General features: G+C 73.0%; 5 protein-coding genes. All 5 read right to left on the bottom strand.

The genetic code is table 11. From position 1 onward, the window contains the following. Nucleotides 1-22: 22 nt before the first annotated feature. Genes OG598_RS13685 through OG598_RS13705 form a run of 5 tightly spaced genes read right to left on the bottom strand, consistent with a single transcriptional unit; the run spans nt 23 to nt 15,296 of the window. Nucleotides 23-5,533, bottom strand: a complete 5,511-nt coding sequence (locus OG598_RS13685) for a non-ribosomal peptide synthetase/MFS transporter (protein WP_328654787.1) — start codon at nt 5,531-5,533, stop codon at nt 23-25. Continuing rightward, on the bottom strand, nt 5,530-8,646 hold the full coding sequence (locus OG598_RS13690; protein WP_328654788.1) for a non-ribosomal peptide synthetase: 3,117 nt from the start codon (nt 8,644-8,646) through the stop codon (nt 5,530-5,532). The genes OG598_RS13685 and OG598_RS13690 overlap by 4 nt, the downstream gene beginning before the upstream one ends. Then, complete coding sequence (locus OG598_RS13695) at nt 8,643-8,831, bottom strand: MbtH family protein (protein ID WP_196922636.1); 189 nt, start codon at nt 8,829-8,831, stop codon at nt 8,643-8,645. The genes OG598_RS13690 and OG598_RS13695 overlap by 4 nt, the downstream gene beginning before the upstream one ends. Continuing rightward, complete coding sequence (locus tag OG598_RS13700; protein WP_328654789.1) at nt 8,831-9,784, bottom strand: TauD/TfdA family dioxygenase; 954 nt, start codon at nt 9,782-9,784, stop codon at nt 8,831-8,833. The genes OG598_RS13695 and OG598_RS13700 overlap by 1 nt, the downstream gene beginning before the upstream one ends. A 25-nt stretch (nt 9,785-9,809) precedes the next feature. Continuing rightward, a complete protein-coding gene (locus tag OG598_RS13705) occupies nt 9,810-15,296 on the bottom strand; it encodes a type I polyketide synthase (RefSeq protein WP_328654790.1) in 5,487 nt (1,828 codons plus the stop codon). Nucleotides 15,297-15,303 lie beyond the last annotated feature (7 nt).

Consider the following 15,303-nt stretch of genomic DNA (forward strand, 5'->3'; position numbering starts at 1 on the left):
CCGCCTCCGTGGGAAGTTCCACTCAGCCTTCTGCCGGCACCTGCTCCTCCTCGCGCTGCGCGGCGCGGGCCGCGAGCCGGCGTTCCCGCTCCTGGGCGCCGATCAGGTCGTCGGGCAGCGAGTCCGGCACCTCCAGGTCGAAGCGGCGCAGCAGCCGGATCGAGAAACCGCCCAGCGTGATCAGGATCAGCGCCGCACCGAAGCAGACGTACGCGAAGCCGATGCCCCGACCCTCCCCGGTGCCGATCACCGCGCCCACCGACCCGGCGAGCACCCCGTCGGGGGCGAGCATCGGCTCGAACAGGCCGGTGGCCGCCGGAGCGAGCAACGCAAAACCGATCGGCAGTGTCGACCAGGAGATGGTCTGGTTGAGGCTGAACACGCGGCCATGGAAGCGCTGCGGCACCTTGACCTGGACGATGGTGGCGTAGATGGACTGCGCGGTGGTCATCGACATGGCCAACCAGAAGGCCCCGACGCCGATCATCACGACCGACGCGTCCAAACCGACGAGGATGCAGCCGAGCGCGGTGCCGAGGTTACCGATCAGCACACCGACCATGCGCCGGTGGCGGGGGCCGCCCCACAGCGCCATGAGCACGCCACCGGCAACCGCGCCGAGCGCCTCGGCGAGGGCCACCTGGGCCACCTGCGTGGCGCTGCCGAAGGACAGCACCAGCGGGGTGACGAGCACCAGGGCCGGGGCCAGGAAGATGTTGCCCAACGCGAAGTATCCCAGCATCAGACGGAAGCCGCGGTGTCGCCACGAATAGCGCAGGCCGTTGACGATCGCCACGAGCAGCCGCTCCTTGGGCCGCCAGCCGAGCAGGTCGGGAAAGCGGACCACGGCCAGGGTGACCACCGCGACCAGGTAGCTGGCCACGTCCAGCAGCAGGATGCCCCTGAGGTCGATGGTGGCGAGCAGGCCCGCGGCGAAGACCGGCATCAGCAGCAGGGCGAAGCCGTTGGAGAGTTGGGTGATGCCCATCGCGTGCCCCAGGTAGCGTTTGGGCACCAGTTGCGGCACCGCCGACTGGAACGCGATGCGCTGGAACGACGCAGCCACCTGACTCAGCGCCACCAGAACGTAGATGTGCCAGAGCGCGAGGTTGCCGGTCCAGAGCAGCGCGGCGAGCACCAGTTGGATCGTGCCGGCGCTGCAACTGGCGATCATCATGATCTTTCGCCGGCTGACCCGGTCGGTGATCGCCCCGGCGACCGGCAGCATCAGCACCCCGCAGATCAGCGCCAGCGCCCAGAGCAGACCCAGGTTGGCTACCGAGCCGGTACGGGTGAACAGCCAGATCGGCAGGGCGAACGCGGTCAGGGCCGAGCCCGTGGTGGAGACCAACTGCCCGACGGTCACCGCCACGAACCGGGCCATGCTCGGTTGGACCACCGGCTGCGCCGGGGTGGTGACGGCGTCCACGCCCCGGGCGTCGGCCACCACCCACGCGGCGTCCTCACCGCGGGCCCGCGTCGTCAACGCGGACACGTCACCGTCGACCAGCGCCGGATGCACCTGGGTGACGATCTCGGCCAACTCCTGCGCCCGATACTTGAGGAAGAAGTGCCCCGCTTGATCCAGCACCACCAGCCCCAGCCGGTCGCTGAGGAACTGCCACTCGGCGTAGCGCTCGGTGTGGTAGTCCGTGACCGGGTCCTCCGAGCCGACCACCGAGATGATCGGGGCGCGCAGCTTCACCGCACGCCGGTCGAGCAGGTCGGTGAAGTACTCCTCCGAGGCTCGGGAGTCGGCCCGCATGTTGCTGATGATTCGATCGGCCTGCTCCGGGTCCAGTTCGTTGGTGTCGACCCCCATCGACTTGAGCCAGCTCGCGTAGTGCCGGTTGCTGCGCAACTTCTCGAGCCGGGTACGCACCGCCGCGAACAGGCCCTTCGGCCGGGCGAACGGGAACATCGCACCGATGTAGAGGGCCGTCAGTTCCCTGCCGGCGGCCTCCACCTTGCGGGCCACCTCGGCGACGATCGCACTGCCAACCCCACAGTGCCCGTACAGCGCGAGGGGGCCCTCGACACGTTCCAGGATCTCCTCGGCGACCCGGGTGGTCAGCTCGTCGAACGACAGCGCGGCCTCGGTGAGCCCCACGTCGTGCCCGGGGATGGCCAGGGACCAGAGCGCGTGCCCGGCCGGCAACGCGTCCGCGAGCGGCTGGTAGACGATCGCGCTGCCACCGCCGTACGGCACGCAGACGTACGTGATCACCCGCTGCGCCGCCGGGATCGGTTTCGTCAGCTCGTAGAGCAGCCGACGAGGGCCGTCGCCAGCGCCGTCACCGGACATGAAGGCGGCCAGGTCGCGGATGGTCCGCTGCTGGAACAGATCCATCACGCCGACCGGCCGGCCGCCGTGCTCGGCCTTGCGGATCCGCGCCACCACCTGAGTCGCGAGCATCGAGTGCCCACCCAGGTCGAAGAAGTCGTCGTCGATGCCGAGGGCGTCCACGCCGAGGATGTCGGACCAGATCCCGGCGAGCATCCGCTCGGTGTCGTCGCGCGGCTCGACGAGCGCCACCGACTCGGCGCGGGTGACCACCGGCGCGGGCAACGCCCGACGGTCCAGCTTGCCGTTCGGGGTCAGCGGGAACACGTCCAGGGTGACGAACGCCGCCGGCACCATGTACTCGGGCAGGGTCTCCTTCAGCGCCACCTTCAACGCGTCGTGCTCGGCCGCGCCGACCACGTACCCGGTGAGGCGCTTGTCGCCGGGGGTGTCCTCACGGACCAGCACGACGGCCTCGGTCACGCCGGGCTGGGCGCGCAACGCGCTCTCGATCTCGCCCAGCTCGATGCGCAGGCCGCGCAGCTTGACCTGGTGGTCGATCCGCCCGAGGAACTCCAGCACCCCGCCGGGCTGGCCGCCGGTCGCGACCCGCCAGCGGGCCAGGTCACCGGTGCGGTACAGCCGGGCTCCCGGCTCGGCGGCGAACGGGTCCGGCACGAACCGCTCGGCGGTCAGCGCCGGCCGGCGGTGGTAGCCACGCGCCAGCCCGACCCCGCCGATGTGCAGCTCACCGGCGACACCGACCGGGCACGGGTTGCCCCGGGCGTCCAGGACGTGCAGGCGCAGGTTGCTGATCGGCGCGCCGATCGGCACGCTGGTCAGCCCGGCCAGCAGCGCCGGATCGCACGCCCACGCGGTGACGTCGATCGCCGCCTCCGTCGGGCCGTACAGGTTGTGCAGGCCGCAGCCGGGCAGTCGGGCGGTGAAGTCCCGGGCCGCGGCGAGCGGCAACTCCTCACCGCTGCAGATCACCCGGCGCAGCGCGGTGGCCGCCTCGACGCCGTCCTCGGCGAGGAAGACCGTCAACATCGACGGTACGAAGTGGGCGGTGGTGACCCGCTCGGCGACCAGCAGGTCACGCAGGTAACCGGCGTCCTTGTGACCGCCCGGCTCGGCCAGCACCAGCCGGGCGCCCTCACGCAGCGGCCAGAAGAACTCCCACACCGACACGTCGAAGCTGGCCGGGGTCTTCTGCAACACCGCGTCATCGGCACCGAGCCGGTAGGTGCGCTGCATCCAGTCGAGGCGGTTGACAATGCCCCGATGGGTGTTCGGCACGCCCTTGGGCCGGCCGGTGGAGCCGGATGTGTAGATGACGTACGCCAGGTTGGCCGGGCCGCCCATCGGAGTCGGGTCACTCGCCGGCTGGTCGGCCCAGGCCGACTCGTCGTCCAGGACGAACACGCTGGCGTCGGTCGCGGGCAACACGTCACGCAGATGCCCCTGCACCAGCACCACCGGCGCGGCGGCGTCGGTGACCATGAACGCCAGCCGGTCCGGCGGGTACTCCGGGTCGAGCGGCAGGTAGGCGCCGCCGGCCTTGAGCACTCCAAGCAGGCCCGCGACCAGCTCCGCCGAGCGTTCCGCGCAGACCCCGACCAGGGTCTCCGGGCCCACCCCGGCGGCGCGCAGCCGGTGCGCCACCCGATTCGCCGCCGTGTTCAGCTCGGCGTACGTCGTCGATCGGCCGGCGAACCGCAACGCGACCGCATCCGGTGTACGGGCGGCGCGCTCCTCGATCGGGGCGTGCAGGGTCTGCTGCCGGGGGAAGTCGCCGGCGGTGTCGTTCCACCCGGCCAGCAGCTCCCGCTCGGCCGGCGCGAGCAGATCCAGTGCGGAGACCGGCAGGTCCGGCGTGGCGACCACCGCGCGCAGCAGGGTGGTCAGCCGGTGCGCCATCCGCTCGACGGTGTCCCTGGTGAACAGATCGGTGTTGAAGACCAGCTTGCCCCAGAGGCCGTCACCGGTCTCGACCGCGTGCAGCTCGAAGTCGAAGCGGGTGGCGCGCAACTCCATCGGTTGCCACTCGAAGCCGACCCCGGCGTCGTCGGCGACCCCGGCGAACCGGCCCATCTCGTAGTTCTGCAACACGAACATCGCCTGGAAGACCGGCGAGCGGCTGACGTCGCGCGGCAGCCCCAACTCGTGCACCACCCGGGCGAAGGGCACCTCGGCGTGCTCCAGCCCGTCCAGCACCGCCCTGCGGGTCCGCTGGAGCAGCTCGGCGAAGCTCGGTTCGCCGGCCAGCTCGGCGCGCAGCGGCAGCATGTTGACGAACATGCCGACCACGTTCTCCAGCTCGGGTGCCGACCGCCCGGCCACCGAAGCGCCGACCGCGAAGTCGTCCTGCCCGGTGTGCCGGGCCAGGAACACCTGGTACGCGGCGAGCAGCGTCATGAACAGGGTCCCGCCGTAGGAGCGCGTCAGCGCGGCCAGCCCTTCGGTGGTGACCCGGTCAACGGTGAACTCGACGAAGTCCCCCCGGTAGGTCTGGGTCGCCGGACGGGGCAGGTCCAATGGCAGTTCCAGCGGGGTGATGCCGGTGAGCCTGTCCTTCCACCAGTCCAGGTGCCGACGGGTGCCCGGGGCGGCCAGCTCCCGCGCCTCCCAGACGGCGAAGTCGCCGTACTGCACCGGTAGGCTGGGCAGCTCCCGGTCACGGTAGCGGCTGATCAGGTCACGCAGCAGCACGTCCACCGACCAGCCGTCACCGACGATGTGGTGCTGGCCGAGCAACAGCACGTGCTCCCTCGCCGTCAACCGGATCAGCAGGGCGCGCAGCAGTGGCCCGTTGGCCAGGTCGAACGGCTCGGCGGCGGCCCGGTCGATCAACTCCTGCGCGGCGGCCTCGTCGGCGGCGTCGACCACTGTCAGCGGCACCTCGACCAGGTCGTCGAGCACCACGGTGGGCCGACCATCGGGGTCGGCCGGGAACCGCGTGCGCAGCGATTCGTGCCGGCGGGTCAGGTCGGCCAACGCGCGGCGCAGCGACGCGACATCGAGCGGGCCCCGAACCCGCAGCGGCACCGCGATGTGGTACGCCGCCTCGCCGGGCGCGAGCTGGTCCATGAACCAGACCCGCTCCTGGGCGTACGAGAGCGGCACCTCGGCGTCCGGCGGGCGGGGGGTGATCCGCGCGGTGGGCGCGCCGCCCGACCGGCGGCGCAGCCGTTGGGCGATCAGCGCCTGCCGGGCGGGATCGCGGGCCGTGTCCTTCACGTCCGTCATGAGGGGGTGTCCTTCTCCGCCACGAGCAGCGCGGCGACCTCGGTTTCGGAAAGCTCGTCGAGCTCGGCGGCGATCTGCTGTTCGATCTGGGCCGCCAGTTCGGCCACCACCGGGCTGCTGAACAGCGCTCGCATCGGCAACTCCACGTCCACCTCGGCGCGGATGCGGGCCATCGCCCGCATGCCGCGTAGCGAGTTGCCGCCGAGAGCGAAGAAGTCGTCGAGGACGCCGACCTTCTCCACCTGGAGGACGTCGGCGTAGACCTCGGCGACCAGGGCCTCGGCGTCGGTACGGGGAGCGAGGAACCCGTCGGTGGTGGCGACCGCCGGGGCCGGCAGCGCGGCGGCGTCCAGCTTGCCGTTCGGCGTCAGCGGCAGCGCGTCCAGCACGACGAATGCATTCGGCACCATGTGCGCGGGCAGCTCGAGGGCCAGGTCGGCGGCGAGCGCCGCTGTGTCGACCGGGCCGACCAGGTAGCCGACCAGCGTCGACTCACCACCGTCGGCGCGGACCACGACCGTTGCCGCGTCCACGTCCGGGCGGGCGCGCAGCACCGACTCGATCTCGCCCAGCTCGATCCGCATCCCCCGGACCTTGACCTGGTTGTCGCGGCGGCCCAGGTACTCCAGCGTCCCGTCGGCTCGCCAGCGGGCCAGGTCACCGGTGCGGTACATCCGCTCCCCCGGCGGCCCGTACGGACAGGGCAGGAACCGCTCGGCGGTGAGGGCCGGTCGGCGCAGGTAGCCCCGGGCCAGTTGCGCCCCGGCGATATACAGTTCGCCGACCACACCGGGCGGCACCGGATTCAACGCCGCGTCGAGCAGGTGGACCCGGGTGGTCCAGGTGGCCTGACCGATCGGCACCGGCCCGGCGGGCACCGACTGCCCGGGCGCGATCCGCGCGGCGACACACCCGACGGTCGCCTCGGTCGGGCCGTACTCGTTGATGACGGCGACCTCCGGGTGCGCCGCCCGCCAGCCGGCCAACTGATCACCGGTCAGCGCCTCCCCGCCGATCACCAGGTCGGTGGTGGGCGACAGCGCGTCGTCGAGCAGCGGCAGATGGCTGGGGGTGACCTTGAGGAAGGTGGGCGGCCCGCCAGCCCGAGCGGCCGGCGTGTCGATGCCCGCCAGCCGGACCGTGCCGCCGACGGTGAGCGGGCCGAGCAGCCCGGTCACTGTCAGGTCGAACGTGACGGGCGAGTGCAGCAGAGTCGTGCCGGCCAGCCCCGGGTAGGTGTCCCGGGCCCAGGCCAGGTACGCGGTGACCGCGCGGTGCTCCACCAGTACACCCTTGGGCCGGCCGGTGGAGCCGGAGGTGTAGAGGACGTACGCCGGGTGCTCCGGGCGCAGCGGCGACCGGCGGTCGTCATCGAGCAGGTCGGTGTCGTCGAGGTCGGCGGCGGTCGTGGAGTCGAGCACCAGCGCGTCGGCCGGGGCCAGCGCGGCCGTCTGCGGGGTGGCCAGCACCAGCGTCGGCTGCGCGTCGGTGAGTAGGTAGCCGATCCGGTTCGCCGGGTAGTCGGTGTCCACGGGCAGGTACGCCGCACCGGCCTTGAGCACCGCAAGGATCGCCACCAGCAGCTCCACCGATCGCGGCAGCAGCAACGCGACCCGGGTCTCCGGGCCGGCACCCCGCTCGACCAGCAACCGGGCCAAACGGTTGGCTCGGGCGGACATCTCGGCGTAGCTCAACTCCATCCCGTCGCAGAGCAGCGCGGCCGCCGCCGGGGTGGCGGCGGCCTGCCGCTGCACCTCGGCGACCACGGTGGTCGGCACCACCTCGCCACCGGTGCCGGCCCACGTGCGCAGCAGGTCGCGTTCGGCGTCGTCGAGCAACGGCAGCGCCGACAGCCTGGTGGCCGGGTCGGCGACGACGGCGGTGAGCAACCGCAGGTAGCGGGCGACGACAGTCTCGGCGGTGGCCCGGTCGAACAGGTCGGTGCGGTAGACCAGGCGGCTGGTGCCGCGCGTTATGTCGAACGCCAGGTCGTCCTTGGTGGTGCCCAGCGCCACCGCGTCCAGGCCGGAGTCCGGGATGAAGTTCAGTGCGGTCTGGAACACCGGCTGCACCGACGGGTCGCGGTGGGCGGCGACCGCCTCGACGATCCGCTGGAACGGCGTCTGCCCATGTTCCATCGCGTCCACCAGACCGGCCCGGACCCGGCCGACCAGCTCGGTGCCGCTCGGGTCGCCGGTCAGGTCGCAGGACACCGCGACCGGGTTGACGAACATACCGATCAACGGGGCCAGCTCGGCGGCGTCCCGGCCGGCGGTGGAGACACCTACCACCACCTGCGGGTCGCCCGAGATGCGGGACAGCAGCGCGGCGAAGGTGGCCAACAGCACCATGTACGGAGTCGCAGACGTGCCAGCGGCGAGCTGCCCGACCCGGTCCAGCAGCCCGTCGGGAAGGTCGAAGCGCACCTCGTCGCCGGCGAAGCCGAGCTGGGCGGGGCGCGGCCGGTCCAGCGGCAGGCCGGTCACCGTCGGCGCACCGGCCAGGCTGTCGCGCCAGAAGGCGAGCTGACGGTCCAGCTCGTCGTCGGTGAGCTGGTCGCGCTGCCACACGGCGAAGTCCGCGTACTGGATGGGCAGCTCGGGTACGTCGGCCGGCGCGCCGGTCAGCGCGGCCCGCGTGAACGCGGCCAGTTCGGCGTCGAAGAGCACCGCGGAGTGGCTGTCGAAGACCGCGTGGTGCACCACGAACTGCAACCCGAGCCGGTCGGCGGCGAAGCGGACCAGCCGGGCCCGCCACAGTGGCGGGGCGTCCAGCGGGATCGGCGTCCGCGCCAGCTCGGCCAGCGTGTCGGTGGCGCGGGCTTGCTGCTCGTCGGCGGGCAGGTCGGTCAGGTCCAGCTCCGGCAGCTCCACCGGCTCGACGGCCCGGACGACCTGCGTCAGCACCCCGTCGGCCATCCGCAGGTGGGTGCGCAGTGCCTCGTGCCGGGCGATCACCTGCGTGAGCGCCTCGGCGACCTGGGTCGCGGTGACGCCGGCCGGAAACCCGAACGGCACGGAGATGTTGAAGACCGGCGAACCGGGGTCGAGCTGGTTGGCCGTCCACACCCGCTCCTGGGCGAAGGAGGCCGGGAAGGTCCACTCCTGGGTCATGACGCCGACTCCCGCACCGAACGGGGGCGCATGTCGATCCACACGGTGTCGATGTGCGCCAGGCACTCCTCGCGGGTGCCGGCGAACCCCACGTCGTACCAGCCCGCCGGTAGGTCCCGTCCGGCCGGCCAGATGGAGTACTGCTCCTCGTCGTTGCGCACGACCAGGAATCGGGGCTCGGCCATCACAGTGCTCCATCGGTGTCGGGGGTGTGCGGTTCGGCCATCGCGACGGCGATCTTGCGGGGGCCGGTGAACGGCTCCCGGCCGTGTGCGGCGGTCATGTTGTCGACCACCAGCACGTCGTCGCGCTGGTAGTCGAAGCGGACGCTGGCGGCCCGGTAGGCGGCGCGCAGGTGGTCCATGACATCGGCGGGGATCTCGCCGCCGTCGCCGTAGTAGGTGTTCGACGGCAGCCCGTCCGCGCCGAACATGGCCAGCAGCCCCTCCTGGAGGTCCTTGGCCAGGCTGCTCACGTGGAAGAACGTGGCGTGGTTGAACCAGCGGGGGATGTCCGAGCCGGGCCGCTGGTGCACGACGTCGCGGACCGCACGGGTACGCAGCCCGTCACGGCCCACCCACTCCAGCGTGATCCGGTTCGCCGCCGCGTACGCCTCGACCTCGGCGCGGTCGTCGGTGCCGAACACGTGCTGCCAGCTCGCGCCGAAATCGCCGTGGAAGTTGCGCACCAGCATCCAGCGGCGGCGGACGAACTCCTCGCGTACCGCGGGGTCGATCTCCCGGTAGACCCGGCGGATGTCGGCCAGCGGAGTGGCGCCCAGTGTCTGCGGCGCGGTGATGCAGTAGAAGAACAGCGTCAACGGCCAACGCGCCTGGTACGAGTTCTCGTTGTGCAGGAAGATCTCCTCGTCCGGCGGGTAGTCGGTCGAGGTGTACACCCGGCCCTTGATGGCGTGTCGTGGTGAGGACCGCTCGGTGTAGGTCAGCGGCTCACCGGCAAGCGCCCGGACCACCCGGTCGAAGCCGTCCACCCCGCCCACGTCGAAGCCGCGGAACAACAACCCGCCCTGCTCGGCCACTGTGGCCCGCAGCTCGGCGCGGCGCGCGGTGATCAGCTCGGTCAGTGTCCGGCCGTCGGATTCGACGACCACGGGCAGCGTGGCGATCGTGTCGCTCATTGTTCTTTCCACTCCTGGTTTCTCGTCACGCGCGGGGCAGTCGCGGAATGGCGGGGATCGGTGCCGGGGTGGCCGGCTCGTCGGTGTCGGCCGCGGCGACGCGCAGTTCCTCGATCCGGGCTGCCAACCCGGCCACGGTGGGGGTCTCGAAGAGGCTGCGCATCGGCAGGCGCACCCCGGTCGCCTTGCGCATGGCCGCGATCAGCTGGACCGCGACCAGGGAGTTGCCGCCCAGGGCGAAGAAGTCGTCGTCGACGCCCACCTCGGGCACCCCGAGCCGGTCCTGCCAGACCCGGGCGATGGCCAGTTCCAACTCGGTGCCCGGCCCGGCGGTGCCGGCCGACGCCCCGGTCACGGCCGGCCCGGTGGCCGCCTCGTCGCCGGCCAGGTTGCCGGAGGTGACCCGGCCGGCACGGTGCCGAATGTCCTCCACCGTCCGGGTGGCGATCACCACTTGGGCGCCGAGACCGGCGGTGAGGCTACGGCGGAACGCCTCCGCGCCGTCCACCGGCCGGATGTCCTCGGTGGACGGGGCCGGCACCGCCCCGGCGTCGTCGCCGGCGGGCCCGCTCAGGCCACCTGTGACGGCGCCCTGGTCCACCCTGCGCAGCACGAAGTCGCTGATCTCGACCAGCTCCCGGCCGTCCGGGTCGCGCAGCGACAGGTCTGCGGCGACGACCTCGTCGGTGCCGCCGGTGCGGTGCCGCAACCGGCTGGTGAACCGGGCCGGCAGCGGACCGCGCACCACGATTCGGCCGTAGGACAGCGGCAGGTAGGTGCCACTGCCCTGGCCCCGGCCGAACGCGGTCGCCACGTCCAGCAGTGCCGGGTGCAGGCCCCAGACGGGCAGGTCGTCGGCCGCCACGGCGGGCGCCTCGACGACCGCCAACTCCTCGCCGTCGGCCAGGTGGTGCTCCCGCAGCGCGGCCCAGCGCGGCCCGAACGTCAGCATGCTGGTCCGGCCCCGCCCGAACGACGCGTCGTCGTCCACCCGGCGACCCACGACCGTGGCCGGTTGCGGTGCCGGTGCCGGCTCGTCGGTCCAGCCCGCGCCGCCCCGCACGTGGGTCCGCAGCCGGCCGCCTGCGAGGCTCCGCACCGCGAACTCGGTGCCGCCGTCGTCGGTGCCGGTCAGCTCCACCCGGTACTGGGCGACGGTGCCTTCGGGCACCGCGAACGGCTCGAGGAAGACCACGTCGCGCAGCTCCACCGCCGCGCCCGGGCCGGGCGCGGGCAGCGCGGCGGCCACCGCGGCCCGGACCGACTCCAGGTGCGCGGTGCCCGGCACCACCGGCACACCCCCGATCCGGTGCTCGTCGAGCAACCAGTGGGTGGCCGCGGAGACCAGCCCGTGCAGCACGGTGCCGTACGGCCCGGTGACCTTCGTGGTGAGCACCGGGTGGTCGACCGCCGCGGTGACGGTGTCCCGGCCGGCCGCCCGGAAGCCGGCCGGCGCGGCGGTCTCCACGGCCATACCGACCTCGGCCCAGCCGCCCCAGTTCTGCGACAGCACCGGTGCCCGCCAGCCCGCGCCCGAGCGCGCGTGCGCGTCGAGGAACGCGTTCGCGGCGCAGTAGTCGACCTGTCCGAAGCCGCCGACCACGGCGGTGATCGACGAGCACAGCACCACGAAGTCCAGTGGCAGGTCACCGAAGACCTGGGCGAGGGCGAGCGTGCCGGCGAGCTTCGGGGCGAGCACCCGCTCGGCCTCGGCCCGCTCCTTCACCTCGGCCATTCCCCCGCCGGGCAGGCCGGCCGCGTGCACGACGCCGTCGATGCCGCCGTACGCGGCCTGCGCGGCGTCGCGGACCCGGCGCAGGTCGGCCGGGTCGGTGACGTCGGCGGCGAGCACCAGCACCTCGGCGCCCGCGGCCTCCATCCGGCGGATCGCCGCGATGGCCCGGCCGGCCCGGTCGTCGCCGTGCACCGCGAGGTGGTCGTCCCACCGCTCACGCTCCGGCAGCCCGGAGCGGGCCAGCAGCACCAGCCTGGCCCGGGCCCGGGTGGCGAAGTCCTCGGCCAGGGTGATCCCGATGCCGCCGAGGCCACCGGTGATCACGTACCGGCCACCGTCACGCAGGGCTCCCGCCTCCGCCTCGGAGTCCACAGTCACCTGCTCGAAGCCGGGCAGCCAGCGACGCCGCCCCCGCAGCGCCACCTCGGCCCGCTCCGGGTCCCGGAGGCGGCGCAGCTCGGCGACCACGGCGGCGACGTCGTCCTCGGCCGGGTCCCCGTCGACCAGCCGCACGGCCAGCCCGGGCAGCTCGGCCGGCAGCACCCGGACCAGCCCGGCCAGGGTGGCGTGCTCCGGGCGACGCAGGTCGTCGCCGCGGACGTCGCCGATCCCGGCGGTTACCAGGTCCAGGGCGAGGCCGTCGTTCTCGCTGGTCAGGCCGGCGCCAGCGAGTGCCTGCACCAGGTGCAGGGCGCTGAAGAAGCCCCGCTCCTGCGCGGCCCAGACCGCCGCTATGTCGGTGCCGGCCGGCGGGCCGTCCAGCGTGAACGCGTGCACCAACCGGGCCGGCACCGCGTCGGCCGTGAGCGCCGCGATCAGGTCGTCGTAGTCGGCGCGCACACCGGGGCGCAGGTGGTAGCCGGTGTCGGTCACGGCGAAGGAGTCGCCGGGGCGTACCAGGATCGGGTCGGCGCCGGCGGCCCGCAGGCCGGCGACCAGCGCGTCACCGCGCGGGCCGGCGGTCAGCACCAGGCAGCGGCCCAGCGGCTCGGCCGCCGGCAGCGGCGCGGCCTGCTGCCAGACCGGCACCGCGAACCACTGCGGCAGCGGTCGCGGCCCCACCTCGACCGGGGCGGTCACGACCGGCTGCTCCGGATCCGGGTCGATCCAGAAGCGGCGGCGCTCGAAGGGATACGTGGGCAGCGGCACCCGCCGGGCCGCCGGGTCGTCGTCGAAGCGCACGGGCACGGCGGCGGACCAGAGCGCGCCAGCGGCGCCGAGCAGGGTGGCCAGGTCGCCGGTGCCGTCGCCCGGCCCGGGCAGGCTGCTCAGCGGGGCGAGCGGGCGCTGCTCCGGTGCGGCCCTGGCCACCTGCATCCGGGCCAGGCTGGCCAACTGCCGGCCGGGGCCGCACTCGAGCAGCTGCCAGGTGCCCGCCGCCAGCAGGGTGGCGACGCAGTCGCCGAACCGGACCGGCTGCCGCAGGTGCGCCGCCCAGTACGCCGGGTCGGTGGCCTGCTCGGCGGTGACCCAGGTGCCGGTGACGTTGGACAGGAACGGCAGCGTCGGCGGGCGCAGCGTGACAGTGCCCATCAGCGCCGTGAACTCGGCCAGGATCGGGTCCATCATCGGCGAGTGGAAGGCGTGCGAGGTGCGCAGCATCTTGCTCTTGCCGTCCAGCGTGGCGGCGAACGCCTCGACCGCGGCGGTCGGGCCGGCCACCACGCAGGTGCCCGGGCCGTTGACGGTGGCGACCGCCAGCTCCGCGGGCAGTTGCGCGGCGACCACCGACTCGTCCAGCGCCACCGCCAGCATCGACCCGGTCGGCACCGACTGCATGAGCCGGCCCCGGCCGGCGACCACCCGCAGCGCGTCGGGCAGGCTCAGCACGCCGGCGACGGTGGCGGCGACATACTCGCCGATGGAGTGGCCGATCATCGCGGCCGGCCGCACCCCGGCGGCCTGCCAGAGGACGGCCAGGGCGTACTCGACGGTGAACAGGGCCGGCTGGGTGTAGCGGGTCTCGACGAGGCGCTCCCCCGCCGCCGGGTCGCGGCCGAGGATCAGGTCACGCAGGTCCAGGCCGAGTTCGGGGCGGAGCAGCTCGGCGCACTCGTCAACGGCGGCCGCGAAGCTGGGCTGCTCGGCGTAGAGCTGCGCGCCCATGCCGGCGTACTGGGCTCCCTGACCGCTGAACAGGAAGCCCACCTTCGGGGCGGGACCGTCGGTCACCGGCTCCGGCCCGCGCTTGCGGGCACGCAGGGCGGCGGCAGCCGAAGCCAGGTCGGTGGCGACCACGGCGCGGCGGTGCGCGTACTGCCGGCGGCCGACGCGCAGGGTGTGCGCGATGTCGGCGAGGTACTCCGGCCCGGCGTCGGCCGCGCCGTCCAGGTGATCGGCGAGGCGCCGCACCGCCGCGTCCAGGGCGGTGGGGGTGGCCGCGGAGACCTGGAGCAGGTGCGCCGGGCGCACCCGCCGGTCGTCCCGGTACGCCGCCGGCGCCTCCTCCAGCACCACGTGCGCGTTGGTGCCGCCGATGCCGAACGAGCTGACCCCCGCCCGGCGCGGCCCGCCGTCGGCGTCCCACTTGGTCAGCGTGTTCGCCACGAAGAACGGGGTGTCGGCGAACTCGACCGCCGGATTCGGCGTCTCGAAGTTGATCGTCGGTGGAATCAGACCGTGCTCCATGGCCAGCACCGTCTTGATCACGCTGACGATGCCCGACGGCTGGCTGAGGTGCCCGATGTTCGACTTCACCGAGCCGATGCCGCACCAGCCCCGCTCGTCGGTGTCCTTCGTGTAGACCGCGGAGAGCGCGGCCACCTCGATCGGGTCGCCCATCGCCGTGCCGGTGCCGTGTGCCTCGACGTAGGTGATGGTGCGCGGGTCGACGTCGGCCATCGCCACGGCCTGGGCGACCACCGCCATCTGCCCGTCGACGCTCGGCGCGGTGAAGCCGACCTTGCCGGCGCCATCGTTGTTGATCGCGTTGCCGAGCACCACGGCGCGTACGGTGTCGCCGTCGGCGATGGCGTCGGAGAGCCGCTTGAGCAGGGTCACCCCGACTCCGCTGCCCCACACCGTGCCGTTCGCTTCGGCGTCGAACGGGCGGCACCGGCCGTCAGGCGAGGTAAAGCCCTCCATCCCCAGGTAGCCGACGTGCGGCAGCTCGATGTTCGCCCCGCCGGCCAGGGCCATGTCGCACTCGCCGTTGCGCAGCGCCTCGCAGGCCAGGTGGAAGGCGACCAACGAGGTCGAGCAGGCGGTGTGCACGGTCATGCTGGGCCCACGCAGGTCCAGCCGGTACGACACGTTGGTGGCCACGTAGTTCGGCGAGTTGCCGGTGGCGATGGACACCGCGGTGTGCGGGTTGCCGCCGGCCCGCTGGTTACGCAGCACGTTGCGCTGCAGGTACATGTTGCCGCCGGTGCCCGCGTACACGCCGACCGCGCCATCGTAGCGCGACGGGTCGTAGCCGGCGTCCTCCAGCGCGGTGTGGCAGGTCTCCAGGAACAGCCGGTGCTGTGGGTCGGTCAGCTCGGCCTCCCGGTTGGTCATCCCGAACAACCCGGCGTCGAACTCGTCGTACCCGTCGACCAGCGGGACACGGTTGACCCAGCCCGGATCGTCGACCTCGTCGACTGTCGCGCCCCGGGCCAACTGCTCCTCGCGGGTGAGCTCGGTGACCGACTCGACCCCGTCGACCAGGTTGCGCCAGAACTCGTGCACGTCGGCGGCGCCGGGTAGGCGCGCGGCGAGGCCGACGATCGCGATCGGTTCGATGCCCTCGTCCGCCAGGTCGGTGGCGTCGTCGGGCCGTGTGGTCGGGTTGCTCATCAGGCTG

Source organism: Micromonospora sp. NBC_00330 (assembly GCF_036136635.1).
Taxonomy (GTDB): domain Bacteria; phylum Actinomycetota; class Actinomycetes; order Mycobacteriales; family Micromonosporaceae; genus Micromonospora; species Micromonospora salmantinae.